The 26,970-nt window shown below is 65.0% G+C and carries 22 protein-coding genes; 9 read left to right on the top strand and 13 right to left on the bottom strand.

The window, feature by feature from the left end:
* Positions 1-93 precede the first annotated feature (93 nt).
* The 4 genes from XH80_RS39170 (at position 94) to XH80_RS39155 (ending at position 4,813) form a co-directional block, all read left to right on the top strand.
* Positions 94-2,022, top strand: a complete 1,929-nt coding sequence (locus XH80_RS39170) for a potassium transporter Kup (RefSeq protein WP_271603225.1) — start codon at positions 94-96, stop codon at positions 2,020-2,022.
* A 158-nt stretch (positions 2,023-2,180) separates the two neighbouring features.
* Positions 2,181-2,507, top strand: a complete 327-nt coding sequence (locus XH80_RS39165) for a rhodanese-like domain-containing protein (RefSeq protein ID WP_271603224.1) — start codon at positions 2,181-2,183, stop codon at positions 2,505-2,507.
* Between the two features lie 8 nt (positions 2,508-2,515).
* Positions 2,516-3,694, top strand: coding sequence for an aminotransferase (locus XH80_RS39160; RefSeq protein ID WP_271603223.1), 1,179 nt, complete (start codon positions 2,516-2,518; stop codon positions 3,692-3,694).
* 6 nt (positions 3,695-3,700) lie between these two features.
* Entirely contained in the window at positions 3,701-4,813 is a 1,113-nt protein-coding gene (locus tag XH80_RS39155) for a polyamine ABC transporter substrate-binding protein (protein ID WP_271603222.1), read from the top strand.
* Positions 4,814-4,935: 122 nt separating this feature from the next.
* Here the strand turns inward: XH80_RS39155 and XH80_RS39150 are convergent, their stop codons facing one another.
* Both XH80_RS39150 and XH80_RS39145 read right to left on the bottom strand, forming a co-directional pair.
* The gene (locus XH80_RS39150) at positions 4,936-9,552 is read right to left on the bottom strand and encodes an autotransporter domain-containing protein (RefSeq protein WP_271603221.1); all 4,617 of its coding nucleotides are present in this window, start codon (positions 9,550-9,552) and stop codon (positions 4,936-4,938) included.
* On the bottom strand, positions 9,542-14,080 hold the full coding sequence (locus XH80_RS39145) for an autotransporter outer membrane beta-barrel domain-containing protein (protein WP_271603220.1): 4,539 nt from the start codon (positions 14,078-14,080) through the stop codon (positions 9,542-9,544). Before XH80_RS39145 ends, XH80_RS39150 begins: the two co-directional genes overlap by 11 nt.
* A gap of 188 nt (positions 14,081-14,268) precedes the next feature.
* Here XH80_RS39145 and XH80_RS39140 point away from each other — a divergent pair, with 188 nt between their 5' ends.
* Entirely contained in the window at positions 14,269-16,005 is a 1,737-nt protein-coding gene (locus XH80_RS39140) for a tetratricopeptide repeat protein (protein WP_271603219.1), read from the top strand.
* A 301-nt stretch (positions 16,006-16,306) separates the two neighbouring features.
* On the opposite strand, the gene XH80_RS39135 is transcribed toward XH80_RS39140, so the two are convergent.
* The 6 genes from XH80_RS39135 to XH80_RS39110 all read right to left on the bottom strand — a co-directional run bounded on the left by XH80_RS39135 (position 16,307) and on the right by XH80_RS39110 (position 21,218).
* Positions 16,307-17,239 (bottom strand): lipid A biosynthesis lauroyl acyltransferase, encoded by a 933-nt coding sequence (locus tag XH80_RS39135; protein WP_271603218.1) that lies wholly within the window; start codon positions 17,237-17,239, stop codon positions 16,307-16,309.
* Positions 17,240-17,249: 10 nt separating this feature from the next.
* Positions 17,250-18,527 carry a beta-ketoacyl-ACP synthase gene (locus XH80_RS39130; RefSeq protein WP_220001879.1) on the bottom strand — a complete coding sequence of 426 codons (1,278 nt, stop codon included), beginning with the start codon at positions 18,525-18,527 and terminating at the stop codon, positions 17,250-17,252.
* 21 nt (positions 18,528-18,548) lie between these two features.
* Positions 18,549-19,754: a beta-ketoacyl-ACP synthase gene (locus XH80_RS39125; RefSeq protein WP_271603217.1), complete on the bottom strand. Its 1,206-nt coding sequence runs from the start codon at positions 19,752-19,754 to the stop codon at positions 18,549-18,551.
* Complete coding sequence (locus XH80_RS39120) at positions 19,751-20,221, bottom strand: 3-hydroxyacyl-ACP dehydratase FabZ family protein (protein WP_271603216.1); 471 nt, start codon at positions 20,219-20,221, stop codon at positions 19,751-19,753. Before XH80_RS39120 ends, XH80_RS39125 begins: the two co-directional genes overlap by 4 nt.
* 10 nt (positions 20,222-20,231) lie before the next feature.
* A complete protein-coding gene (locus XH80_RS39115) occupies positions 20,232-20,519 on the bottom strand; it encodes an acyl carrier protein (protein WP_007592476.1) in 288 nt (95 codons plus the stop codon).
* Positions 20,520-20,873: 354 nt separating this feature from the next.
* Positions 20,874-21,218, bottom strand: coding sequence for a hypothetical protein (locus tag XH80_RS39110; RefSeq protein WP_271603215.1), 345 nt, complete (start codon positions 21,216-21,218; stop codon positions 20,874-20,876).
* Between the two features lie 291 nt (positions 21,219-21,509).
* Between XH80_RS39110 and XH80_RS39105 the strand changes: the two genes are divergently transcribed.
* A complete protein-coding gene (locus XH80_RS39105; protein WP_057758369.1) occupies positions 21,510-22,136 on the top strand; it encodes a ParB-like protein in 627 nt (208 codons plus the stop codon).
* A gap of 17 nt (positions 22,137-22,153) precedes the next feature.
* On the opposite strand, the gene XH80_RS39100 is transcribed toward XH80_RS39105, so the two are convergent.
* Together XH80_RS39100 and XH80_RS39095 are read right to left on the bottom strand one after the other, a co-directional pair.
* The gene (locus tag XH80_RS39100) at positions 22,154-22,309 is read right to left on the bottom strand and encodes a hypothetical protein (RefSeq protein ID WP_167354019.1); all 156 of its coding nucleotides are present in this window, start codon (positions 22,307-22,309) and stop codon (positions 22,154-22,156) included.
* Positions 22,310-22,748: 439 nt separating this feature from the next.
* Positions 22,749-22,949, bottom strand: a complete 201-nt coding sequence (locus tag XH80_RS39095) for a hypothetical protein (protein WP_271603214.1) — start codon at positions 22,947-22,949, stop codon at positions 22,749-22,751.
* Between the two features lie 150 nt (positions 22,950-23,099).
* Here XH80_RS39095 and XH80_RS39090 point away from each other — a divergent pair, with 150 nt between their 5' ends.
* From XH80_RS39090 to XH80_RS39080, 3 genes are all read left to right on the top strand, one after another.
* Positions 23,100-23,831, top strand: coding sequence for a Crp/Fnr family transcriptional regulator (locus XH80_RS39090; protein ID WP_271603213.1), 732 nt, complete (start codon positions 23,100-23,102; stop codon positions 23,829-23,831).
* Between the two features lie 236 nt (positions 23,832-24,067).
* On the top strand, positions 24,068-24,268 hold the full coding sequence (locus XH80_RS39085) for a hypothetical protein (RefSeq protein ID WP_271603212.1): 201 nt from the start codon (positions 24,068-24,070) through the stop codon (positions 24,266-24,268).
* Between the two features lie 57 nt (positions 24,269-24,325).
* A complete protein-coding gene (locus XH80_RS39080) occupies positions 24,326-24,559 on the top strand; it encodes a DUF6894 family protein (RefSeq protein ID WP_057758362.1) in 234 nt (77 codons plus the stop codon).
* A 481-nt stretch (positions 24,560-25,040) separates the two neighbouring features.
* Here the strand turns inward: XH80_RS39080 and XH80_RS39075 are convergent, their stop codons facing one another.
* From XH80_RS39075 to XH80_RS39065, 3 genes are all read right to left on the bottom strand, one after another.
* Positions 25,041-25,703: a flavin reductase family protein gene (locus XH80_RS39075; RefSeq protein ID WP_271603330.1), complete on the bottom strand. Its 663-nt coding sequence runs from the start codon at positions 25,701-25,703 to the stop codon at positions 25,041-25,043.
* Between the two features lie 195 nt (positions 25,704-25,898).
* Positions 25,899-26,378: an MgtC/SapB family protein gene (locus tag XH80_RS39070; protein ID WP_271603211.1), complete on the bottom strand. Its 480-nt coding sequence runs from the start codon at positions 26,376-26,378 to the stop codon at positions 25,899-25,901.
* Positions 26,375-26,965 carry a peroxidase-related enzyme gene (locus XH80_RS39065; RefSeq protein ID WP_271603210.1) on the bottom strand — a complete coding sequence of 197 codons (591 nt, stop codon included), beginning with the start codon at positions 26,963-26,965 and terminating at the stop codon, positions 26,375-26,377. The genes XH80_RS39070 and XH80_RS39065 overlap by 4 nt, the downstream gene beginning before the upstream one ends.
* Positions 26,966-26,970: the final 5 nt, after the last annotated feature.

Below are 26,970 nucleotides of genomic sequence, written 5' to 3'. Positions count from 1 at the left end.
GGCTAGGCCATGCCGGTAGCGCAGGACTATAAGCCGCGCGCTCTCTTCAGCCGTTGTGCAGTGAAGCATTTTTAGAGGCCACCAGGCTCTCCCATGACAAGTGACGTAGCAGTTCCCGCCCCGGAAACGGCGGCGGCCAATGGGCGTGGCGACGCCCACACCACCGTCGGTTTCGGCGCGCTGACGCTCGGCAGCATCGGCGTCGTCTACGGCGATATCGGCACCAGCCCGCTCTACGCGTTTCGCGAGGCGGTGATGGCGGCATCGGGCGCGGAAGGCGCGCCCACGACGGTCGCCGTGCTCGGCGTCGTCTCGCTGATTCTATGGGCGCTCGTCGTCGTGGTGACGCTGAAATACGTCGTGATCCTGCTCCGCGCCGACAACAACGGCGAGGGCGGCACGCTCGCCTTGATGGCGCTGGCCCAGCGCGCGGTCGGCACCGGCGGGGCGACCATCGTCCTGCTCGGTATCATTTCCGGCGCGCTGTTCTATGGCGATGCCGTGATCACGCCGGCGGTCTCCGTGCTGTCGGCGATCGAAGGCATGAAGGACGTCACGCTGACGTTCGAGCCCTACATCGTTCCGCTGACGGTGGTGATCCTGGTCGTCCTGTTTGCCGTGCAGTCGCGCGGCACCGCTCGCGTCGCGGCGTTCTTCGGACCCGTGATGTGCGTCTGGTTCGCGGTGATCGCGATCGCGGCGATCGGTCCGATCGTCCGGCAGCCGCAGGTGCTGCTCGCCCTGAACCCGTTCTATGCCGTTTCCTTCATGCTCCACCACGGCATTATCGGCTTCGTCACGCTGGGCGCCGTGTTTCTCGCCGTGACCGGTGCCGAGGCGCTCTATGCCGACCTCGGCCACTTCGGCAAGCGGCCGATCCAGACCGCCTGGCTGTTCGTCGTGCTGCCGTCGTTGGCGCTGAACTATCTGGGGCAGGGTGCTCTCGTGCTCGGCGATCCTGCCGCGATCGAGAGTCCGTTCTTCCAGCTGTTCCCCCAAGGCTGGGTCCGCGGCGGCATGGTTGTGCTTGCCACCGCCGCCACCGTCATCGCCAGCCAGGCCGTCATTACCGGCGCCTACTCGCTGACGCGGCAGGCGATTCAGCTCGGGCTGCTGCCGCGCTTTGAAATTCGCCATACATCCGAAGCCCATTCCGGCCAGATCTTCATCCCGCGCATCAACCAGCTGCTGCTGGTTGCCGTGATCTTGATGGTCCTATTGTTCCGCTCCTCCAGCGCGCTGGCCTCGGCCTACGGCATCGCCGTGACCGGCACCATGGTGGTCACCGGTTTGATGGGCTTTGTCGTGATCTGGAAGGCCTGGAAGTGGTCTGCGCTGGGAGCCGCGGCCCTGATCGCGCCGTTCCTGTTCCTCGACCTGACGTTCCTCGCCGCCAACCTGCTCAAGGTGTTCGAGGGCGGCTGGGTGCCGCTCGCGCTCGGCTCCCTCATGATCCTGCTGATGTACACGTGGCGGCGCGGCAGCCGGCTGCTGTTCGAGAAGTCGCGCAAGCTCGAATTCCCGCTCGCCGACCTCGTGGCGATGCTGGAAAAGCGGCCACCGCAGCGGGTCCCTGGAACCGCGGTGTTCCTCACCAGCGATCCCCTGAGCGCGCCGACTGCGCTGATGCATAGTCTGAAACACTACAAAGTGCTTCACGAGAAGAATGTCATTCTCACCATCGAGACCGCGCAGACCCCGCGCATCGATCCGGCCGAGCGCGTCCGCCTGGAGCAGATCTCACCGACCTTCTCCAAGGTGAGGCTGAAGTTCGGCTTCATGGAATCGCCCAACGTGCCGAAGGCCCTCGCCATCGCCCGCAAGCTCGGCTGGCAGTTCGACATCATGTCGACCTCGTTCTTCCTGTCGCGCAGGGCGCTCAAGCCTGCCGCCCATTCGGGCATGCCGCGCTGGCAGGACCGGCTGTTCATCTCGCTCAGCCGTTCGGCAAACGATGCCACCGACTATTTCCAGATCCCCTCGGGGCGCGTGGTCGAGGTCGGCACGCAGGTCACGATCTAGCGCCCGGATTCAAAGCCGCACTTCAAGTCGCTGCGATTTAGCTTTAACTTGCGCAAGGCAGCTCAAGCCTTTGTAGCGCTTGATTTTCGCTTGCCGAGAGGCGAGGTTGCCGCCGGCCGGGATCACTCCGGCGAGCGCCCCCGACTTTGGAGGATGATGTGGCAAATCAAGTACAGGATCTGACCCCGGACGAGGTCTCCAAGGGTGTCGCGGAAGGGCGCTATCTGCTGGTCGACGTCCGTGAGCCGAACGAGGTCGAGGCCGAGGCCTACCCTTACGGCGTGGTCGTGCCGCTCTCGACCTTCGATCCCAAGGCAATCCCTGATCCCCAAGGCAAGGACGTCGTGTTCGCCTGCCGCTCCGGCAAGCGCTCGGTGACCGCCTCGCTGGCGGCGCAAGCGGCGGGCCTGCCCTACAACAAGCATCTGGCCGGCGGCATGCTTGGCTGGAAGGCGGCCGGGCTTCCCAGCAAGGTCGGTGGCTGATCGGGTCGATGTCCAAAAGCTCTTCCCTGAACAAGGTCTTCGCCGACCTTCCTGTCACCATCTTCGAGGCGATGTCGCAGGCCGCGCGCGACAATGCCGCCATCAATCTCGGCCAGGGCTTTCCCGATGATCCCGGCCCCGAGGACATCCGCCGCGCCGCGGCCGACGCCTCGCTGAACGGCTACAACCAATATCCGTCGATGATGGGCATCCCGGAGCTGCGCCAGGCGATCGCGACCCATTACGGCCACTGGCATGGCCTCAAGCTCGATCCGATGAGCGAGGTGATGGTGACGTCAGGCGGCACCGAGGCGCTGACCTCGGCGATCCTGGCGGTGGTGCAGCCCGGTGACGAGGTGGTCTGCTTCCAGCCGGTCTATGATTCCTACCTGCCGATCATCCGCCAGGCCGGCGGCATTCCGCGCCTGGTGCGGCTCGAGCCGCCGCACTGGCGACTGAATGAGGACATGCTGAAAAGCGTCTTCAATTCAAAGACCAAGGCGGTGCTGTTCAACAATCCCCTGAATCCATCGGCGGTGGTGTATCCGCGCGAGGACCTCGAGCTCTTGGCGCGGTACTGCCAGGAGTTCGACGTCATCGCGATTTGCGACGAGGTCTGGGAGCACGTCACCTTCGACGAGCACAAGCACATCCCGCTGATCACCGTCCCCGGCATGCGCGAGCGCACCATCAAGGTCGGTTCGGCCGGCAAGATCTTCTCGCTGACGGGCTGGAAGATCGGCTTCGTCTGCGCCGCGCCGCCGCTCTTGCGCGTCGCCGCCAAGGTGCACCAGTTCCTGACCTTCACCACCGCGCCGAACCTGCAGGCCGCCGTGGCCTACGGCCTCGGCAAGTCCGACGACTACTTCCTGTCGATGCGGAAAGACCTGACGCGGAGCCGGGATCGCCTGACCAGGGGCCTCGAGAGCCTCGGCTTCCCCGTGCTGAAGTCGCAAGGCACCTACTTCCTCACCGTCGACCTGTCGCCGCTCGGGCTCAACGAGAGCGATACCGAATTCTGCTGGCGGATCGTGAAGGACTACAAGGTCGCGGCGATTCCGGTCTCGGCATTCTACGAGCAGGACCCTGTGACCTCGGTGGTGCGCTTCTGCTTTGCCAAGAAAGACCAGACGCTCGACACCGCGCTGGAGCGGCTGTCGGATGCGATACGTGGACGCAAGAGGTAGACAGAGATGACCAACGTCAGCCGCTCCAGGTTTCGCCTTGGTCTTGCGATCGCCGCGGCGCTGACGTTGCTCTCGCAAGGGGCGGGCGCCGAGGAGCGGGTCGTCAACTTCTACAACTGGTCGAACTACATGGCGCCCGACGTCCTTGAGGCCTTCACCAGGGAGACCGGCATCAAGGTGGTCTACGACACCTTCGATGCCAACGAGACGCTGGAGACGCGGCTGATGGCCGGCAAGTCCGGCTATGACGTCGTGGTGCCCACGGCCTATTTCCTGCAGCGTCAGATCAAGGCGAACATCTTCCAGAAGCTCGACAAGTCGCAGCTGCCGAACCTCGCCAACGCCTGGCCCGTGGTGACGCAGCGCCTCGCCACCTACGACCCCGGCAACGTCTACGCCGCGAACTACATGTGGGGCACGACGGGCATCGGCTACAACGTCGCCAAGGTGAAGCAGATCCTGGGTCCCGACGCCAAGATCGACAGCTGGGACATCGTCTTCAAGCCGGAGAACCTCGCCAAGTTCAAAGAATGCGGCGTGCATATGCTCGACTCCGCCGACGACATCTTTCCGGCGGCGCTGAGCTATCTCGGGCTCGATCCGAACTCGACCAAGCAGGCCGACCTCGAGAAGGCCGCGGACGCCGTCGCAAAAGTCCGCCCGTCCGTGCGCAAGTTTCACTCGTCGGAATACTTAAGCGCGCTCGCGACCGGCGAGATCTGCTTCGTGGTCGGCTGGTCCGGCGACATCATGCAGGCCCGCGCCCGCGCGGCCGAGGCCAAGAGCGGCATCGAGATCGGCTACACCATTCCGAAGGAGGGCGCGCAGATGTTCTTCGACAATCTCGCGATCCCCGCGGATGCCAAGAACGTCAAGGAAGCCTACGAGCTGATCAACTATCTCTATCGCCCCGACGTCGCCGCCAAGAACTCGGACTTTTTGTCCTACGCCAACGGCAATCTCGCCAGCCAGAAACTGGTCGATCCGAAGATTTTGAACGACAAGAACATCTATCCTGACGAGGCGACGCTCGCAAAGCTGTTCGTCATCACCGCCCGCGATCCCGCCACCCAGCGCATCATCAACCGCCTCTGGACCAAGGTGAAGACGGGGCGATGAGGCGCGAATCCATTTCCGCAAAACAACCCCATGCACAGTAGAACCGCTGCCGCCTAGGCTCCGGTCATTTGACACGTCGGGCAAAACACCAGCTCGCAGCATCGCGAGAGAGCAGGCGCCACCTACCACTCGTAGCGTACCGTCCCCTTGCCGGCGTAGGAACGCGTCACGTCGGAGAACTCGCCCTCGAAGCTTACTGCCGCCGACCAGCCGTTCGGCCATCTCATCTCTGCGGACGCCGTGGTGAGCGCGGAGTCGGCCGCCGGTCGCGCACCGCCGACGACGAAGCTCGCGCCGGGGAGCGCCTGAAAAGTCGCGGCGACGTTGCGGTCGGGATTGAAGTCGTGGGCCCAGGCGGCGCGGCCGCGCAGCGTGAGGACGCCGTTCGCCATGGCGAAGGATTTATCGGCGCGCAGGCCGAGCTCGCTTCGGGCGTCGGTCACGCCGCTGGCGGTGTAGGCGAGCGCGAAAGTATTACTCCCCGAGACGACTGACTCCGCATAGGCCGGCAGGTTGAACGTCGTGAACTGACCTGCGGCATAGGGCGTGAGGCCGAGGCCGCCGGTCCACGGCGCGACAAAGCGATAACCGCCTTCGACGCGGCCGCTCCAGGCATTGGCGTTGAACTCGGCGCGCAGACGGTCGACGCCGGCAAGCGACACGATGCGATCGGTGGTGATGTCCTGCCAGCCATAGGCGAGCGCCGCGGTGAAATAGGCCGGGCCGATGGTGTGGCGCAGGAAGGCGCCGGCCTGGAGCAGATCCGAGCGGCCCCAGCCGAGACCGCTGACACTGAAGCTGGTGCCGCCGCCGGCGAGCGCGAAACCGGCGATGGTGTTCGGTGAGAAGCGATAGTCCGCGCCGACAGCGGTGCCGTAGAGGCTGCTCGTCGTGTTGTTCGAGCCAGCCAACGTGTTGCCGCTGGTGGTCTGCGAGCCGCCGAAGCCCGCCGCCCAGACGTTCCAGCGCTGGTCGAAGGCGGACTCCGCATGCGGCGCCTTGCGCGAAATGCTGGCGAAGGCGTCGCGGGCGTCGCCGCTGCGCGCCTGATCGGCGAACGAAGAGCTCTCGTCGGCGTATGGCACGGCGGGAGCGCCACCGCCTGCGCCGCCGTCGCGCCCAACGACGAACGGATCGATCAGCAATCCCATAAACTGGCTCATGGCGCCGAACGTGGTCTGCTGCGATCCAGTCGCGCTCTCGCCGGAAAGCTGCGACAGGCCATTTGCGGAGCGCCCGACGAAGGCGGAGTTGATGCCGCCATTGGCGTCGAAGAAGTTCTGCAGCGCGGCCGCGACCGTCTTCTGGTTGGTATCGAGGTTGGTTCGGGTGCCGTAATCGAGCGCGAAATTCAGGTAGGCGTGACCGGCATCGTAGCCGAGGCTCGCAGCGAGGCCGGACGGCACGCCTGTTACGGCGAAACTGGTGAACGTTCCGCTGCGGCCACCGGCCGCGGAGACCAGCGTGTATTGCTTGGCAACGGTGCTGCCGGTAGCGATGCTCACGCCGATCTCGCCACCGAGTGCGGCCGTGCCGGTGACGTTGACCGATGAGGCCGCGCTCGCGTTGACCGTCACCAGATACAGCGCGCCCGACTGGAAGGCGAGGTTGCCTGCGACGGTCAAGGACGAGGCCGGCGTGCCGTTGCCGGCCAGCAGGATGCCGCCGTTGGCGATCACGGTGTTGCCGAGGGTGCCGGCGCCGGAGAGGGCGCCGCCCGCGTTCACTCTGGTCAGGCTCGAGGATGCGATCGAACCGTCGATCTGGAGCATGCCGCCGTTGACGACGGTGGTGCCGGTATAGGTGTTGGTGCCCGAGAGCGTCAGCGTGCCGGTGCCGATCTTCTCCAGATTACCCGGACCGGTCGTGCCGCAACCGCACCATGGGGCGGTATTGAAATCGGAGATCACGCCGCTGACCGTCGTCGAAAGGTTGTTGCTGCCGACCACGAGCGTGTTGCCGCCGCCGATGGAATAGGAACCGGAGCCGGCAATCGAGCCGGCTGTGATGCGGCCACCGCCGTTGGTGCCGCGACTGAAGGAGAAGTCGGCATAGCCGGTACCATTGGTGATGAACTGTGCGTCGCCGCCCGTTGCATTCTGGTAGAAGATGGTTTGGCCGCCGGAATTGGTGGTGATGACGGCGCTGCCCGCGGTCGCACTGCCCTGAAAAACGGTCCAACCCCCATCGTTGTTGGTGATGGCGGCATTGCCTGCCGTCACGTTTTCGTTGACGCAACACCCGCCGAAAGAGGTAGTGCCACCATTACGGTTCGTGATTGTCGCTCCGGCCGCCGACGACTGATCCATAAACGTCGTCGAGCCGGAGTCGTTGATGATGGTGGCGGTCCCGGCATTGGTCGCCCCGTAAAAGGCAGTGTAGCCGCCGTTGTTGTTGATCGTCGCACGGCCCGCGGTGCTGGTATCGGTTCCTCCCATCGTGCCGAACTGCACGTTGCCATAGACAATCGGCCCGCCGATGTAGAAGTAATTGTTAGTGATCGTAGCGTTGCCGGCGCTGCTCATATTGAGAAAGTAGACGGCGCCGAGATTGCTGACGGTCATGGTGCTCGCGGTCGTCGTGCCCGAGAATTCCGTGTAGCTGGACCCGTTTGTGATCAGGCTGGTAATCGCCGAGGTGTCGGCATTCCGGATGTAGAGACTGTCGTAGTTGACGACCTGACCGATGATGGACGCGGTGTGGGTGGCATCACCAAGCACCAGCGGTGAGCCGATTCTGGTGCCGCCGCTGTAGGTGTTGGTACCGAGCAACACCACCTTGTTCCGGTGGTACGTGAAGTCCGCGATCGTCACCTGGCCGGAGCCGGTGCCGTCGGTAATATTGCCGGCGATCGTCAGCGTCTTGCCGTTGGCGTCGAAGATGCTGCCGTTGGTTGACTGATCGATCTTGAAGTTGTTGGCGAAAGTCAGGTCGCTTGTGCCGCCGGCCTGGAATCGGGCGTTTTGCAGGGTGATCGTGCCGGTGCCGAGCGCACTGCCGTTGGTCGCCCGCACCGTGCCGCCGGCGACCGTGGTGCCGCCGGAATAGGTGTTGGTGCCAGACAGGATCACGGTGCCGTTGGTGTTCTTGAGCAGCAGGCGGCCCGTTTGACCTGCAGCGTCGGCGATGTTGCCGGAATAGGTGAAGGTGTATCCGTTGGAGTCGATCGTAGCGCCGGTGGCATTGATCTGCGCAGCATTGGCGACGGTGAAATTGCCGCCGGCTTGCAGCGTGCCACCATCAAAGGTGAGCGTACCGGTGCCGATCGCCGAGGAGACGATAGCGCCCGGCGTGCCGACAGTGTCGACGCCGATCTGAAGCACGCTGCTGCCGCCCGCCGCGCCGCAGGCGGTGCCGCAGATCGTGGTGCCGCCGGTGTATGTATTGGCGCCTGACAGCACCAATGTGCCGCCGCCATTGAGCACGATGTCGCCGGCGCCGCTGATCGGCCCCGACATCGTATTGGTCGTGCCTGCCGCGACGGTGATGATGGGATCGCTGTTGATGACGATGGTATTGGCAATGGTAAGACCGTCGCCGGCCAATACCAGCCTGGTGACTCCGGCAAGTGTCTCGCCCATCGTCAGCGTGCCGGTGCCGAGTGAATTGCTGTTGCCGATGATGAGTGTCGATCCGTCGCTCACCGCGGTACCGCCGCTATAGGTGCTGGCACCGGCGATGGTGAGCGAGCGTCCGCCGTCGAGCCTGATAGCCACCGAGGCATCGGTGGCGCCGCCTGTGAGGCCGGTGATGCCGGAGATCGCCACGTCGCCTGAGGCGCCGGCCGCGGTCGTCTGCGCAAAGGTCAAGCCGGCGCCGACACCATTGGCAAGGCCGAGATTGCCTGTCAGCGTGCCGCCAACCGACGTCAGCGTGTTGGCGCCGCCCGTGAAGCTGATGGCGTTGCCTCCGACACCGTATCCAGCGCCGCCGGCAATCGTGCCGCTGTTGGTGATGGTCAGGCCGGCGCCGATAATGCCGGCGCCTCCGATGCCTGCCGCTCCGGCCCGTGCCAGCGTATAGGGATCGGAGATGTGTGCGCCGCCAGCACCGCCGGCGCCGCCAGAAATCGCTCCCGAATTGTTGACGGTCACGCCCGTCGCCGTCACAACGATCCCGTTGCCGCCGTCACCACCGTTGCCGGCGATAGCGCCGGCGCCACCCGCGCCGCCCGCGCCGCCCGTGATGCCGCCGCTGTTCGACACGATCCCGGCGCCGGTGACGGTGAATGCGCTGCTGCCCGCACCGCCACCACCGCCGCCGCCCGCGACGTCGGCGCTGACCCCGCCATTTCCGCCCTTGCCGCCATTTCCACCCGTCAGCGTCGCGGAATTGTTCAAGCTCGCGCCGCTCAGCCCGATGGCGGCGCCGCCGCCACCGCCGCCTCCACTGGCCGTATAGTTCAAACCCGTTCCATCAGTCCCATCCTGTCCGACGCCCCCACCGGTGCCGCCGGTGGGAAGCGAATTGGAGCCGCCCGGGCCACCGGCTCCGCCCGCTGCACCCACAGCGCCGCCACCGCCGCCGCCGCCAGTGCAGACACACGACCGGTTCGGCGCGCCACCGTTGCCTCCGACCCCGCCATTGATGCCCGCAACGCCGCCGGCGCCGCCGGTTTGTCCCGTCTGCGCATAGTCGCCGTCACCGCCGGCGCCACCGCTTTGCGCACGTGCCGGGGTGGCCAGCAAACCAGCGATCAAAGCAATCGCGGCAAGACCGATCGGACGCCTACCACTCATACCGCACCGTGCCCTTGCCCGTGTAGGTCTGCGTGCTCTGGGAGAACTCACCTTCGATCGTGCCCGCGAGCGAGAACCCGTTTCGCCATTTCATCTCCGCGCGCCCACCGACCAGCGCGGAGTCGGCCGCCGGCTGCGCGCCGTTGACCGTGAAGGCCGCGCCCGGCAGCGTCTGGAAGGCGGCGCTGACCAGGCGGTTGGTGTTGGTGTCGTGGGCCCAGGCAAGACGACCGCGCAAGGTGAGCACGCCGTCGCTGACGAGGAAGCGCTGGTCGGTGCGCGCGCCGAGCTCGGTGCGAACGTTCGTCGTGTCCTGCGCGGTGTAGGACAGCGCGAACTGGTTGCTGCCGACGATCGCGGTCTCGCCGTAGCCGGGGAGGTGGAAGGTCGTGACTTGTGCGGCTGCGTAGGGCGTCACGCCGAAGCTGGAGGCGGGGATCGGTGCGAAACGCCAGCCAGCTTCGAGGCGGCCCGAAAAGGTGCTGGCCTTGAAGTTGGCGGTGAGCTTGTCGGTGCCTGACACCGTCACGGTGCGATCGGTGGTGACGTCTTGCCAGCCATAGGCGAGCGCCGCTGAGAGATAGGCTGGCCCGAAATTGTGACGGGCATAGAAGCCGGCCTGGAACAGATCGGCGCGGCCGCTGCCGAGGTTGTCGGATAGCGCGAAATTGTAGCCGGCGCCGCCGAGCGCGAAGCCGACCAGCGTATTCGGCGCGACGCGATAATCGGCGCCGACCACGGTGCCGTAGATGCGGCTGGTGGTGGTGCTCGAACCTGATGCAGTGTTGCCGTTCAACGTGCTGGCGCCGCCGTAAGCAGAGGCCCACACGCCCCAGCGCCGGTCGATGACCTCGCCGCTCGCCGCGCGCGGCGTCACTGCGGCGTAGGCTTCGCGTACCCGGGCGTCGTTTGGTTGGGTGGACGCGTAGCCCAGCGTCCCGCCGTCGCCAGCCGTGCCGCCGCGTTCGCCATCCGCGCCGCCACCCAGCGGATCGAGCATGCCGACGAATTGCTGCATGGCATTGAACGAGGCCTGCGTGCCGGCGGCGCCGGGCTGGCCGGAGACCTGGCTGAGCCCGTGGTTGAGCTGCGGCTGGCCCATGTTGAGCAGCGCGTCGAAGCCGGCGGGCGGCGTCCCGCCGCCCGCGACGGCTCCGTTGATGGCGCCGGCCACGTTGCTCTGGTTGGCGCCGGTGCCCGCCGGCAGCACGATCGCGCCGGGATCGAGCACGAGATAGACGTTGTTCGGATCGTAGGTGAGGTGCGGATTGCGCGCGGGGCTGAAGCTGCCGCTGACGCTCAGCCCGGCGAACTGCGTTCCACCAAGGCCGCCGGTCGCGTTGAGAATAGTGTAGGTCTGGCTGCGGAAGCTGCCGGGGATCGCCACCGCCTGCACGGTGGCGCCGGTGAGCGTCGCGGTGCCCGAGACATTGGTCCGGTCGGCGGCGGTGGTGGAGACCTCGACCCGGTAGAAGCTGCCGGCGCTGAAGGCGAGGTTGCCGCTGACGCTGAGTGTGCCGATGGAATTGCCCGGCGCCAGGGTGCCGCCGCTCGCGATGGTCGTGTTGCCGACGGTGCCGGTGCCACTGAGCGTGCCGCCGCTGTTCACAGTGATGCCGCTCGATGAGCCGAGCGAGCCGTTCACCGATAGCGTGCCGCCGTTGACGATCGTCGCGCCGGTGTAGGTGTTGATGCCCGAAAGCGTCAGCGTGCCGGCGCCGACCTTGACCAGCGATGTTCCGGTGTTGTGTCCGTCGCCGGTGAGCACGCCGGCGACATTGGTCGACAGATTATTGCCGCCGACCGTCAGTTCCCCGCCGTTGAGGTTGAAGTGGCCGCTGCCGGCGATCGAGCCGGCGCTGATCCTGCCGTCGCTGCTCGGGCCGGGGGTGAAGAAGTTGATGACGGCGCTGGACGCAGTGTTGATGAGCTGCGCACTGCCGGCCGTCGAATTGCCGTCGAACAGCACATTGCCGCTGTTGTTGATGATTGCGTTGCCGGCCGTGGAGTTGCCGTAGAATGCCAATTGCGCGTTGTTGGTGATGTCTGCGCTACCGGCCGAGGCGTTGAGGAATGCCAGCGTGCCGGCGGACACCGTCGCGCCGGAAAAACTGGTCGGGCCGGTCAAGGTCAGCGTGCCGGCCCCTGACTTGGTCAGCGTGCTGCCGCTGACACTCTGGCTGAGGACGAAATTGTTGGCGGCGTCCGCAATGTCGAACGTGCCGCCGCCGGTGCCGAGATTGACGGTGCGCGCGGTGGTATTGAAAACCGTGCCGGTGACCTGCAAGGTGCCGCCCTTGAAGGTCAGGCTGCCCGCCGCATCGCCCAGATTGGCGTCCGAGGAGACGCTGACCGTTCCGCCGGCGAAGGTGGTGCCGCCGGTATAGGTGTTGGCGCCGGACAGCGTCAGCGTGCCGGTGCCTGATTTCACCAGCGAGGCGCCGGTGCCGCTGGTGCTGCCACCATCGGCAATGACGCCGCTGACGGCGGTCGACAGATTGTTGCCGCCGACCGTAAGTTCGTTATCGCCGAGATAGAACGTGCCATTGCCGGCAATCGAACCGGCGCCGAGCTTGTGATCGCCGTTCGGGCCGGAGCTGCGGGAAAAATCGAAGACGGCGCTCGGGTCGTTGTTGATCAACTGCGCATTGCCCGCAGTCGAGTTGTCCATGAAAGAGGTGTTTCCGACGGAATTGTGGAAGGGACCGCCGCCATTGTTGGTAATGACGGCGTTGCCGGCCGTGCTATTGCCGCTGAAAAGGATATTATAGGTGTTGGTGATGCTCGCGCTTCCCGCCGTGCTGGCGCCGGCGAAATTGGTTGCAAGGTTGTTGGTGATCGCTGCGCTTGCCGCCGTGCTCGAACCACTGAAGGACAGGACGCCGTTGTTGGTAATGCCGGCGCTCGCGGCCGAGCTCATCTGATTGAAAGTGACCGAGTTGGTGTTGGTGATGACAGCAGTGCCAGCCGTGCTCGAGCCGTAGAAGGAGAGCATGCTGTTGTTATTGATCGTCGCGCTGCCAGCGGTACTGGTATCGTAAAATATCGTATTGCCGGTGCTGGTGATGGTGGCGCTGCCGGCCGTACTGGCGCCGTGAAAAGTCAGCATGCCGGTGAAGTCGTTGATGTTGATGGTGGCACTGCCAGCCGTGCTCGAATTGAAGAAGCCAACGAAGCCGTAGTGACCGCTGGTGATGTTGGCGTTTGCGGCCGAGGTCGAGTCGTTGAAGCTGAGCTGGCCGTAGCTAAAGTTGGTGATGGTGGCGCCGCCGGCCGTGCTCGTGCCGTAGAAATATGTCAGACCGCCGTAGTTATTGATGGTCGCGCTGCCGGCCGTGCTGGCGTCGTAAAACGCCATCGTTCTGTTGAGGTTGTTGTTGATGGTTGCGCTTGCCGCCGTGCTTGCGTCGCGGAAATAAACCGAGCCGGCGCCATCGTTGGTGATGTTGGCGGTTCCGGCGGTGCTGGAATTGTGGAAGGTGACAGCGGCGGTGTAATCGGTGGGACTATGGTTGATGGTCGCGTTTCCGGCCGTGCTGCGGTCGTAGAAGTCGACGGTGCCGTGTCCCGTGTTGGTGATGGTTGAAGCGCCCGCCGTGCCATCGTCGTAGAACGAGAGGGTGCCGCTGTTGGTGATGGTGGCGCTGCCCGCGCTGCTTCCGTTGTGGAAGATCGTGGTTCCGTCGTTGGTGATGCCGGTGATGCCGCTGGTGTCGCCGTTGAAGACGCTGAACGTGCCGCCGACGCCAACGGTGACGCTCCCCAGAATGGCGCCGCCGCCGCCGGCACTGCCGAGCTGTAACGTGCCGCCGTTGATCGTGGTGCCGCCGGCATAGGTTTTGGCGCCCAACAAGGTCAGCGTGCCGCTGCCGATCTTGACCAGCGAGCCGTTGAAAATAGCGCCGGTCACTTCGGTCGACAGATTGTTGGAGCCGACCGTCAGTTGGTTGCCGCCGAGGTCGAAATACCCGCTGCCCGAGATCGAGCCGGCCGTGACGGGACCGGTCGTGGTAAACTCGATTTGACTGTTGTTGTTGATGGCGGCATTGCCGGCCGTGCTGTTGCCGGAGAACACAAGGTCGGCGAGGTAGTTGATGTTGAGGGTAGCGTCGCCGGCGGTGCTTGAACCGGTGAACGATGACGACATGCCGTTGTTGTAGTTAATCGTGACACCACCGCCGTTGACGGTGATTCCGGCACCCGTGAAGTTCAGCTGACCGCCGGCGTCGAACGTGTAGTTCGAGGCGCCGGCATTGAAGGTCCAGCCGCCGACGCTGCTGGCGCTCGTAATCACCAGGCTGGTGGTATTGGAGGTGCCGAACGAGGCCGTGCCCACCGGCACGAAGCCGCCGTCCCAATTGGCGCCGTTGCTGTAATCGTTGCTGCCGGGGGAGGTGAGCCAGGTGCCATTCGACGCGGCGCGCGATGGCGAGGCCGGCAGCGCCCAGGCCAGGGCCAGCGCCGATGACGTCAGCAGCGCGGCCCGCAGACGGCTGCCGGCCTTGAAACAATCTTTCCCCGTCCGCACCACGTCCCCCAGCACACGACCCACGAGTCCACGGGTTGATTCATCGCATCGGGGTCGGGGTGGTGTCCTGATAAGGGGGTGGGAGCTTTCTGAAGATTTCTGATATTTCCGCTTCAGGACATTTTTCCGGGCTTTTTCGACACAGTTCCTCTATAGGAGCCGCCCAGACAGACGCTTCGGGGGTTCAATTGCTTCGTTTCGCCGGCTTCGAGCTGGACCAGCAGCGCGCGGAGCTGCGTTCGGCCGATGGCGTTGCAATCAAGCTCCGGCCCAAGACATTCGAGATGCTGCGGCTCTTTGCAACCAGCGGCGGCCGGGTGCTGAGCAAGCAGGAGCTGATGGAGGCGGTCTGGCCGAACGTCCATGTCGGCGAGGACAGCCTGTTCCAGTGCATCCGCGAGCTCCGCGCCGCGCTTGGCGACGAACGGCGGCAGCTGATCAAGCTCGCCTCCGGCGGCGGCTATCTGCTGGCGGCGGAAGTCGCGGAGGCGCCTGATGTCACGGCGCAGGCCGAGGCAGCGTTGTCGGCTGCGACCGAGGCGGGTGAGCCCGAGCCGACGGCCGTGGTCATGGCGCAGCCTGCGCGCCCTCAGCGCCCCATCTTCGGTTTGAGTCATCGTGCCGTGGCCGCCGTTGTGGCGGGGCTTGGCGTGATCGTCATGGGGCTCGCGGTGGCCGCGCCCGTGCTGAAGCCGGACCTGCTGTTCAAGCCGGCGCCGCCGCGCATTGCGGTGATACCGATCGTTGATGCCAGCAACGACCCAAGTGGCGTGGCCATGGCGGGGGAGGTCACCGGCCGTCTGACCGACGGTTTTGCCAGGATCCAGAACATCAGCGTGGTAGCGCCGCGGATCGCGGTCGTCGCGGGCGGCGAGAGCTCGGCCGCGCCTGCCACCTCATCCGATTACGAGCTGCGCGGCGAGTTGCAGCTTGCCGATCAATCCTGGACGTTGCGGGCGCGCATCATCAAGACTGCGAGCGGCGAGGTTCAGTCGGTCGCGACAGTGTCGGTCAATGTCGAGGGGGTGGACGCGCAGCGTGCGCAGGCGCGACTCGCGGCGGGCGTCGGCCATGTGCTGGCGCGCCGTCTCAATGAAATCCTGGAGCCGCGTGCATCGTCATCGGCGCGCCGCATGATGTCGGCGGGCGGCGACAAGGTGGCGGTCGAGCAGGCGCTCGCCTCGATCAACCAGACCACGCGCGAGCGTTTTGGCGCGGCGCAGGCCATGCTGCAGAAGGCGCTGAACGACGACCCTGAGAATCTCGACATCGCGGTCGCGCTCGCCTCGCTGCAGATGCGCGGCATCCAGATGGTCTGGTTCAGCCCGGAGGAGGCGGTCGCGGTCGAGGCGAGGGCCAATGCGACGCTGGAGCAGGCGTTGCGATCGAGGCCGAATTCGATCCCGGCGCTGGAGGCCTCTTGCCGCTTCCTCAGCGCCACCAACCATTTCGTCGAAAGCCTCGTCACCTGCGCCAAAGCCTTGAGCTTCGATCCGTGGAACGGGGCTGCGATTTATCTGATCGGCTTGGGCCAGATCTATCTCGGCCGCTTCGACGATGCGCTCACCACGTTCCAGCAGGCCGATCGCTACGATACGCCGCCGGCCTCGCGCTGGACCTGGCTGCTCGGCGCGGGCACGGCGTATGCCTTGATGGGCCGCTACGAGGAGGCGCTGCCGTGGCTGCAGCGCTCGATCGCCATCACGCCGGGCACCGGCCGCTCGCATTTCCTGCTCGCCGCCGCCTATCAGAGATTAGGCCGGGACGAGGAGGCGAGGGCGGCGATCGCGGAGGGCCTGCGCTTGCGGCCCGGCACCAACAGGCAAAGCGTCTGGCCGCCGATGAAGAACGCAAGCCCGGTCTGTATCGCGGCGTGGGAGCGCGTCGTGCAGGCCGAGGTGGATGCGGGGTTGCCGGAGGAGTGAGGGCGCGCTCCGTCCGGCGTCGAGCCTTCCTCGCTTCCTGTCAGAGAGAGTCAGACCGTCAACCTGAGGTGCGCGCTCTGTGGCGCGCCGCGCCGCAGAGCAAGCCTCGAAGGGCGGCGGCCCGGCTGCATCGGGGCCGTGCATCCTTCGAGGCTCGCCGCGCAGTGCAAATGCACTGCGCAACTCGCACCTCAGGATGACGGGACGAATAGCATCGTCATTGCGAGCGCAGCGAAGCAATCCAGAGTCTTTCCGCGGAGGGATTCTGGATTGCTTCGCTGCGCTCGCAATGACAGAGCGCCTACCGCCATCTCCGGTGCAGCCACAGCCACTGCTCGGGATGTTCGCGCACCCAGCCTTCGACGACGCTCGTGATCGCCTGCATCGTGCCCTGGATGTCGATCTTGCCGTCGGCGTCGCGCACCGGGGGAATCTCTTCGGTCAGCTCGGCGCGGAAGCGGAAGTTTGGCAGGCGGATGACGCGCACGCCGTGGATCGGGCACTCGACCTGGCGGAGCAGGCGCGCCAGTGTCGGGTTGGCGCGGGTCTTGCGGCCGAAAAATGTGACTTCGACGCCGCCGGTCAGATATTGGTCGATCAGCATGGCGACGTGCTTGCCGTCCTTGAGCGCCTGTCCGAGCCGCAAGGGCGCGTCGCGGCCCGCCGGGATCAGCGTGCCCATGTTGACCTGGCGCATCTCCTGGATGATGCGGTCGGCGGAGGCGATGTTCGGCCGGCGGTAGAGGATCGCAGCATCGAGCCCGTGCGCGGGCGCGGCGAGCGCGGGCAATTCCCAATTGGCCAGGTGCGCGGCGAAGATCAGCGCCGGCTTGCCGTCGTCACGGATCTGGTCGTACAGCTCGATTGTGCGCGGCGACAATTCGATCCGGCTGCGTTCCGGATGCGCGCGATCGTAATCCCAGACATGGTCGATATGGGCGAACTCGGCGCCGACGCGGCCGAGATTGTCCCACACGCCCATCAGGATCTGCTCGATCTCCTCGGGCGACTTCTCGGGAAACGCCGCGGTGAGATTGGCGCGGCCGATGCGATGCTCGCGCAGGCGCGGGCCGACCAGCTTGGTGACGCGCGCGAAGAAGTCCGAGGTCTTGACCGGGTCGAAATAGCGCGTGGTGCGCAGCATGCCGACGGTGGCGGCGCCAATCAGGCCTCCGGCGATCGATTTGGCTGCATTGCGCGCGCGAATCTTCGTGCTGATGGGAATCAGCGCCATGCTGCGTTGGTCAGGCCGGTTCGCGGGTCAGGATCAGCGATGCGTTCTGGCCGCCGAAGCCGAACGAGTTCGACATCACGGCGGTGACGCGGGCATCGCGCGCCTTGTTGCCGACCACGTTGAACAGGATGGTGGGATCCGGCGTCTCGTAATTGATGGTCGGCGGAATGCGCTGATGCTCGAGCGTCAGCAGCGAGAAGATCGCCTCGACCGCGCCGGCCGCCGAGATGGTGTGGCCGACCATCGACTTGTTGGAGGTGACCGGAATCTTCTGCGCGAGATCGCCGAACACGGCCGAGGTCGTGTTGAACTCCATCTTGTCGTTCTCGGGCGTCGCGGTGCCGTGCGCGTTGATGTGGTCGATCTGGTCGGGCGTCATGCCGGCATCGGCCAGGGTCTTGTTCATGCAGCCGATGATCGGCTTGCCGTCGGGCGAGGAGCGGGTGCGATGGAAGGAATCGGTGAGCTCGCCGCAGCCGGCGATCACGCCGAGGATCTTTGCTCCACGCGCGAGAGCTGCTTCGTAGCTCTCCAGCACAAGCGCGCCGGCGCCTTCGGCCATGACAAAACCGTCGCGGTTCTTGGAGAAGGGGCGGGAGGCCGCCTGCGGCGGATCGTTCTGGGTCGACAGCGCCGACAGCAGCGAGAAGCGCACCAGCGCTTCCGGATTCACGGTGCCGTCGGTGGCGACGCACAGCGCCGCATCGGTCTCGCCGCGGCGGATCGCCTCGACGCCGAGCTGGATCGAGGTCGCGCCGGATGCGCAGGCCGTCGACAGCGAGATCGGCGAGCCCTTGGTGCCGAAGGTCTCGGCGAGGTGGGCTGCGACCGAGCCGAACATGAAGCGATGATGATAGGCGCTGAACTTGCCGCCGCCGGAGATGCGCAAGAGATCGTCGTAAGTGAAGTCGGGCGCGCCCACGGTGCGGCCGAGCTCGCGGCGCTGCGGCCACTCCACTTCGACCGGTGCAACCGCGAGGAAGAGCGGACCCGGGAAATCGCCCTTGGCGCCGATGCCGGCCTGCTCGAGGGCTTCCTCCGTGACGAGCTCGGCCATCCGCTCGGACAGGCCGGTCGAGGAGAACGGATCGACGCTGACGAAATCGACCGTGCCGGCCATCGTGGTCTTCAGGCCGTCGACCGGAAAGCGCGTGATGGTGCGGATGCCGGATTCGCCTGCAACGAGCTTCGACCAATTGTCGGCCTTGCCGGCACCGAGCGAGGTCATGATGCCCATGCCGGTGACGACGACGACGGGACGCCCGAGTTTGTCGCGTGGTGCAGTCATGTCGATCGTCCCCCGATGAAGCTAGTCAACCGCCTCGACCAGCGCCATGCCTTCGCCGCGCCAGTGTCCGGCTCCCACCACGACAATCTGGGTGGGCGCCCCCTGCATTTCAATCTCGGTCCCGGTCGAATCGTTCGGCGGGAACAGCGCGCCACGCGAGATCGAGAGCGCGGCGAGCGCAATCCCGAGCGGGAACTGCGTTTCCATGGTGTGCCCGAACATCGTACCGGTCGCGCGTACCGGGAAGTCGGTGTGCTTCTTCAGGAAGTCGCGCTCCTCCGAGGTCGCCGGCTCTGCGCCTGATGCGCCCGAGATGATCGCGCCCTTGCCCGCGCGCTTCGGCAGCTTGTCCCAGAGCTTCTCCAGCGTCGCTTCCATGTCGCCGGACTGCTTGCGGCGGGCCAGATCGGTCACCACGCTCGACAGCTTTGCGTAAGGCTTGGCGCCGCGCGCTTCCGCGTGCGCTTTCGATTCCAGCACAAGGAAGGCGCCGGCCGAGCCGAGCGCGAAGCCGGGATGGTCCTTGCGCGCCCAGACCGGAGCGAACTTGTTCTTCAGGTTGAAGTCGCCGAATTCATAGAGGACCAACAGGTCCTTGCGCTCGCCATTATGCGAGCCACCGACCAGCGCAATGTCGCTCTCGCCCGAGGCGATGCGCGACAGCGCGATGCGCAGCGCATCGGCGCCCGCAACCTCTTCGCCCATGAAGGTGCGGGAGGTGCCGCCGAGACCGTTGACGATGGCGATATTGCCGGCGAGCAGATTGGAGAGCTGGGCCAGAAACAACGTCGGCCGGAGATCGCTCATCAGCCGCTCGTTGAGGAAGCCGGGGGCATTGGCGCCCCTGGCTTCGGCGTTCAGTACGCCGGTGTCGACGTTGAGGTCGCGCTCGCCGCCGCCGGCAGCCACCACCATGTCGATCTTCGACAGGATATCCTTGTTGCCCTTGATGCCGGCCGAGTCGAGCGCGAGGCCCGCGGCATAGACGCCGATGCGCTGCCAGGCTTCCATCTGGCGCTGGTCACCCTTCTTCGGGATCTGGCTGTCGAAGGAGACGGGCAGCAGCGGGTGCACGATGAAGGGCGCAAAGCCGGTCTCGTCGACATTGATGCGCTTTTCCTGGAGCGCGGCCCAGTTGGCGTCGAGCCCTTCGCCAAGCGAGGTGGCAAGACCAATACCGGTGATCCAGACTTCGGTCTGGCCCGGCTTCGAAACGGTGTCAGTCATGGCGAAACGGCCTGTTGCGGAAAGCCGACGCGGGTTGCGACCGCGTCCATGTATCCGCGCATATCCGAATTGGGGAAGGGGATCAGCGTAAAAGTGAGGCTCGAGTTCGCGCGGAGCTTGCCGCCAACCCGGAGCTTCGCCTCGGTCATCGCGTAGCCCGAGCCCTCATGGGCGACGCTCGCCTCGATCGTCATGAGGTCGCCCGGAAACACGGAGCCGCGGACCTTGGCTTCCTTCACGGCAGCGAGAATCGGCATGCGCTCGAACTTGAGCACACCAAGCAGGAGAAAGCCCGAGGCCTGTGCCATCGATTCGATCAGCAGCACGCCGGGCATCAGGGGATAGCCCGGGAAGTGCCCCTCGAAGACGGTGCTCTCCTTGGGGACCTGGGCCTCGACGACGATCGTCTTCTCGTCGACCTTGAGGTCGACGATGCGATCGATCATGTGGAAGTATTCGAGTTGCATGACCGCCCGATCAGGCGCTCGCGCCCTTGGCGGCAACCAGCTCGTCGATGCGCGCGCACAGGTTCTTCAGCACGAAATACTGCTCGGTGGTCGCCTTGCCGTCGTTGACTTCCTGGGTCCACTTTTCCAGCGGCAGCTTGATGCCGAACTGCTTGTCGATCGCGAACGCGATGTCCAGGAAATCGAGGCTGTCGATGCCGAGGTCATCGATGGCATGGCTATCCGGCGTGATCGTGTCGCGCGGGATGTCGCAGGTTTCAGCGATGATCGTAGCGACCTGATCGAATGTGGAGGACATCACTAAGCCTTTGATATATTGCTGATATTTGTCAGGTTCCCAGAGCGGCACGGTGGGTGGGCATCGCGCCCCTGATGACGCCCTCAAACCCCCCTCTGGACGGGTCGAGAGCCCGTATATCGGAGCGCCGCCCCGAGTTCAATGGAGCCGGACGGGGTGGGGGACAGGGCTGGGGATGCTGCCCCATCCCCGTACTGGCGTTCTGTGGTCGCACCGTCATGGCCGGGCTTGTCCCGGCCATCCACGCCTTGTCAGCTGCCCAAAACACGTGGATGCCCGGGCCTTCGCCGCGCCGAAGCGGCTTCAGCCGCGCAGGCGGGACCAGCCCGGGCACGACGACGTCCCCGGCCGGGCCTAGATGTGCGGTGTCGTGATCCTGACGCAGTCCCGGCGGCCCATCAGCACGCAATCCTGTGTGCGGCGCAGATCGGCGATGCTGACCGCGAGCCAGATCCCGATCGCAGTCAGGGCGATGGTAAAGGCGAGCGCGGCGACGTTGGCGAGCATGCGATGCCGGTAATCGTCGGGCTCGGCGCGGGGCTGCTGGTAGCGCGACAGGTCGAGCGGCTCGGGCGCCGCTGCATGCAGCTTCTGGACGACGCCGCTGCCCCGACGGATCACCGGAGCGGGCGTCGTGCGCGGCCTGAACTGGAGCACCTGGTGCTCGTCGTCCGAGGTTATGGGCCGCTGGGATTTCATGGGGCGGGGATCACTCCGAAGCAGCGATTTTTAGATAGCACAGGCGACTTCGTGGGTGCAGAAAATCTTCTCAGCGCGCACGTGCATTGCGCGTTGGAATGATCTTCCTGGACAGAAGCGTCATCACCGGCCCTGGTTGTCATCCCGGCATCAGGAACCTCTGGGTTGCGCTGCAACACTGCGGGTCCGGGTCGCGCTTGGTGTCTCCCGAACGCATGTTGCCGCCGCAAGGCCCATGGCATAATCGGGAACCCGAACGACAGCTTGCAACCAGATGAGAGGCCCTCGATCATGACGACCAACGCGCGCGAGCCGAGAGTGCACCCGGTACCGATCCTGTCGCTTCGGCCGACGCAGATGACGGTCGGCATGCGCGAGGTCAAGGAGAAGCGCAAGCGCTGGCGCGAGCACGGCAAGAACAAGCAGTCCGACCTGCTTGGCACCCACATGATCCCCGTCGTCGCCGGCCCTGACGGACGCTACTACGTCATCGACCATCACCATCTCGGCCGCGCGCTCCACGACGAGGGCATCAAGCAGGTGCTGGTCACTGTCGTCGGCGACCTTCGCATGGTCGAGAAAGAAGCGTTCTGGGGCGTGATGGACAACAAGCGCTGGGTCTACCCTTATGACTCCAAGGGCGAGCGCCGGTCATTCCGCGATCTGCCGAAATCGGTCGCCGATCTCAAGGACGATCCGTTCCGCAGCCTCGCCGGCGAACTCCGCCGCATGGGCGGCTTCGCCAAGGACACTACGCCGTTCTCCGAATTTCTATGGGCCGACTTCCTGCGCCGCAAGTTGTCGCGCAAGGCGGTGGACGCCAATTTCGACAAGGCGCTCGAGAAGGCGCTGGCTGCGGCCAAGAGCAAGGATGCAATCTACCTGCCCGGCTGGTGCGGGCCGGCATCGGACGATTGAGGCGCGCAACGCTTCCATCAGTCGCGCTGGAAGATCTTGGCGCCAGGGTAGGCGCGCCTGGCGTATGTCACGACCAGCGCGCGGTCCTGGGTCTCCAGAAAGGGGGTACGGATTCGATACGATCCGACGATGAGGTGCCACAGACCATTGAGCTTTTGAATCACGATCTTCATGTGAGTTTCCTCGAAGGCGCGGCACGCAAGCAGGGGGTGCCTGTCGCTGTGTCCTTGCGATATCCGATCGCGCTCGCGGGCTGGAAATTCCCGCCACTCCTCGCGCTCGCTGCAAGACAACGGCGATACTCATCAATTGGTGATGGCATGCGGCCCGACGAGGCCGACCTCATCACAGCCGCTTGAACGCAATCATTTTCCGCGCTGACGAAACCGTCCTGAAACAGAGCCGCTCCACTTAATCATGGTAGTCGAGCTCACAAGGGAGGCTCACATGCGCCGTCTGGTTTTCGCAATTGGCTTGGCCGTGGTTGCTTCAGCAGGAATCTCGGCGTCGTTCGCGGCGGTCCACCAGGCCAGGACTTTGACGTTCGAGGAGCGCTTCGCACCTGCGCTCCCGCTGATGGTAAAGCACTAGCGATCCAGCCGCCCGGCCCGCCTATTTCGGACCTTGTGGGTCGGGGGAGGAGAGCAAACGCTCCATCGCCGCGGCGGCCTCGCCGTCGCGTGCCTTTTGCAGCAGTGCGTGACGCTCGGCGCCGACCGGAAGATTGTTGGCCGCGGCGCGGGCGTTCTGCGTGAACCTGGTCAGGCGTTCCTGAAGGGACTGGGCCGGTCGCGTACGATTGCGCTTCTTCATGATGAATTGCCCTTTCGAGCGCCAAGCCAACCACGCGCCACCAAGCCGCGTCCTTAACTTTTGTTGGAACCGTGCGAGGCGATCGCGGGTTTTGTCCCGGCGGGCGCTGCGGCGCCTTGAGTTCCTTCTCCACGACGGGAGCCAGAGGAAGTGCCCAGCGACGCGATCCGCGCGGCGCTCATCGAGCGACTGCGCGTTTCTTCCGCAATTGCGGAGGAGGATATCAAGGAGGTCGAAGCCCTTCCGATCTCGGTGCGGCAGTTTCCGGCCGAGACGGCGGTGGTGCGCGATGGCGAGCGTGCGACCGACTGCTGCCTGATCGTGGACGGATTTTGCGCGCGCTCCAAGACCCTCGCGAATGGCAAGCGGCAGATCCTTTCGCTGCATATCCCCGGCGAGATCCCTGATCTCATGAGCTTGTTTCTGCACGTGATGGACCATGATCTATCGACGCTGACGCCGGCGACGCTCGGTTTCATCAGTCATGAGGCGCTGCAAAAATTGCATCGGCGCAGCCCGCGCGTGGCCGAGATGTTCTGGCGCGACACGCTGATCGACTCCGCCATGTTTCGCGAATGGATCGTCAATGTCGGCCAACGTCCCGCACCGGCACGGCTCGCCCATGTCATGATCGAGCTGCGCGAGCGCCTCAGGATGATCGGGCGGCTGGACAGCGACAGCTTTGAAATGCCTCTGACGCAGGAGCAGATCGGCGAGGCGCTGGGCATCACCGCAGTGCACGCCAACCGGGTGATCAGACAGCTGCGCCAGGAGGGGATCGTCGAGCTCAATCGCGGCCGCGTCATCGTGCTCGACGAGCGGAAGTTTCAGGAACTAGCGGATTTCGAACCCCGTTACCTGCATCAATCGCCAACCCTCTGAGGTCCGGATGCCGCGCTCTTATTTGATATCCGCGAGGACAGCCGTCTCATCCCCGATGTGGATCCCGCTCGCGGTCGAAGAGCTGGCAGACGGCTCGTTCCGGCGTCTTGGCGCGAGACGCGAAGAAGGCGTAATTGTTCCTCCGAAGTGCAAATTTATAGGTCAATGCGCTGTAACCCAGGTTAGCGACATCGGCGCCGTCGAGGCGCAGCGTGGAAACCGGACTGGAGGTTTCCATGACACAAAAGCGCAACCGTCGTAAGCAGACCGTACCCTTCGACGATCGATTGGAGCAGGCGGCGGTAGCGGCGCGCAAGGCGGCGGTAAGCCTTCCGCTGGGTGAAGCTCGCAACATCATGTTGCAGAAGGCGCGTCAGGCGGAGATTGCACGAAGCATCAACGGATGGTTGGCCACGTCAGGCCAGCAGGGCGAATAGGAACGAAATTAACATGGGTTACTTTACCCGTCAGGAATCCCGGGACGGGGTTTGGCGATGCCCAAATTCTACTTCAACATCTGTAGCGGCGATCGGTTGAACGACCGCGACGAGCTTGGCCAGGAACTTCCGGATCGACGTGCGGCCTGGGAAGTCGCGACACGGTACGCCGGCGACTGCTTGCGCGACCTCGATGGCGATCTGCAGCCCGACGATGATTGGCGTCTGGAGGTGCAGACCGAGGACGGTGCGCGCGTCTTGCAGATATCGATCCGCGCAAGCCTCGGCTGACGGTCGCGGCCGTCTAAATCGCAGTGCAGCCATAACCTATGTTGGAGAACGCCGCGTTGTTCGGTCGTAGCGTTAACCAGGGATCCTTGCCCGGACCCCGGGATCCCTGATTGGACGGGGGGCGACATGAAGCACTGGCGTCGCGTCCAACAAGCCGAGACACTCCGAGAGACCTTGGCGAGGCTTGCCCTCGCGATGCGTAAGCGCGCCGAGGCGCTGCCAGCGGGCATCGAGCGGGACCAGCTTCTCAAGCAAGCGCGCAACGCGGACACCACGGCGCATCTGGACGATTGGGTCTCTTCGCCGGGACTTCGGCCTCCGACTTAGGAACGACGGCATCGCACCACGATTGGCGACCCGTCCCCTCCCTACCTTTGCCTTCGCTCGAACCCCTTGAGCGAGGGCCGCTCTTTCTCGAGGCTGCAGGAACTCGCGGGTAGCTTAGATCTCGCGCAACAAGGACCCCGTGATCGACGATCGCCTACGACTGCCGCTGGCTCCAATAGTCGTCGAGCGTCGGCGTTTCCATGTCGAAACGGTCGCGAATGGTGGAGCAGGTGCTGCCACCGAGCCTGGCGATGGCATCGAGTTTCGCCGGGTCGATGTGGAGGCGCTCGGCATCCACGACCTCCGCGTGGTAATGCGCGAATAGAATCTCGCCCAGGATGATCTGACGCGACTTGCCGAGTTCGAGCGTGACATGTCGGCGGCATTCGAAGGCGGCCGGCGCCTCCTTGATCCAGGGTGAGGCCACGGTCTTGCCCGGCATCGCAGTCAGGCCCGCGGCCTGAAGTTCATCCTGCTCCGGCGCGAACGGCACGGCGCAGACATGCATCGCTTCGGCGATGGCGTGCGAGACGATGTTGACGGTGAAGACCTCGGTCAGGCGGATGTTGAGACCGGTGTCCTTGAACCGCATGTCCGGATGGTTCTCGACTCCGAGCGCAAGAATCGGCGGATCGGCCGACAGGCAGTTGAAGAAGCTGAACGGCGCGGCGTTGATCTTCCCGTCGGGGTCGACCGTCGTCACCAGCGCGATCGGCCGCGGCACGACGGTGCCGATCAAGAGCTTGTATTTGTCGCGCGCGGACAGTTCGCGGAAGTCGAACGTGACGTCGCCGGGGTCGTGAGCGCTGGTATCCATCATGTCTCTCAGGTTCGAACGGTCGCCGGTGGCGGGCATCAGCGAAATCTTTCGCGGCAATTATCAGCGCGTCGGAGCAATATGCGAGCGGAAGATTTGAGCAAGGGCTGCTAAAGCGCGATCTCATCGCGCTTTAGCTCTTTGTTTGAGCATGATCTTTTCGGAAAACCGCCTCACACTTTTCCGGATCATGCTCTACGCCTGCCTGTTGTCCTCGTGCGGCTCGTCCTTGCCGCCGAGCATGCGGTGCAGGTGGCGCTCGATCCGGCGGCCGATCGTGAGCAACACGAAGGTCAGCGCCAGCGCGATCGCGACGGTCTTCCACTGTCCGGCGCCGCAGACCACGCCGAGGCAGGCGGCGAGGAAGGTGCAGGCGGCGCTGGTCAGCCCGCGAACGCGAAGCCGCTCGCTTTCATGGACGATGACGCCGGCGCCGAGAAAGCCGATGCCGGTGAGGACGCCCTGGATGACCCGGCTGGTGGCATCGACGACCTTGCCGGGCTCGGAGAGCTGTAGCGCGAGCAGCACCACGGTCGCGGTGGAGAGGCCGACGACGCCGAGCGTCTTCAGCCCGAGCGGCTTGCCCTGCAAATCGCGGTTGAGCCCGATCGCGCTGCCGGCAAGTGTGGCAACGCCGAGGCGCAGCAGGATTTCGCTCCAGTCGAGCTCGGTCATTGCTTTTCGGTCTTCGGAAGGCGGCCCATCAGGTAGAATTCGTCGTTCGGCCGCATGCCGGTGAAATTCGCCAGTCGATTGGACAGCGCGAAGAAGGCCGAGATCGCGGCGATGTCCCAGATGTCGTCGTCGCTAAAGCCGTGCGGGGCGAGGCTTGCGAAATCCTCCTCGGAGATGCGCTGCGCGTCCGCCGAGATCTTCATCGCGAAATCGAGCATCGCCTTCTGCCGCGGCGTGATGTCGGCCTTGCGATAGTTGATCGCGATCTGGTCGGCAATCAGCGGGTTCTTGGCGCGAATGCGCAGGATGGCGCCATGGGCAATCACGCAATATTGGCACTGGTTGGCGGCGGAGGTCGCCACCACGATCATCTCGCGCTCGGCCTTTGTGAGGCCGCCATCCTTTTCCATCAGCGCATCGTGATAGGCGAAGAAAGCGCGGAACTCGTCAGGCCGGTAGGCCAGCGTCAGGAAGACGTTGGGCACGAAGCCGCTCTTTTCCTGCACGGCGAGGAGGCGGGTGCGGATGTCGTCGGGCAACTTGTCGATGGCTGGTGCGGAGAAGCGTTGCGCTGCGGATTTTGTCATTGGCA

It is taken from the genome of Bradyrhizobium sp. CCBAU 45384, from assembly GCF_028128665.1.
Classification (GTDB): domain Bacteria; phylum Pseudomonadota; class Alphaproteobacteria; order Rhizobiales; family Xanthobacteraceae; genus Bradyrhizobium; species Bradyrhizobium manausense.
Note: the sequence above shows the minus strand (reverse complement) of the source record. Positions and strands in the feature narration are given on the sequence as shown.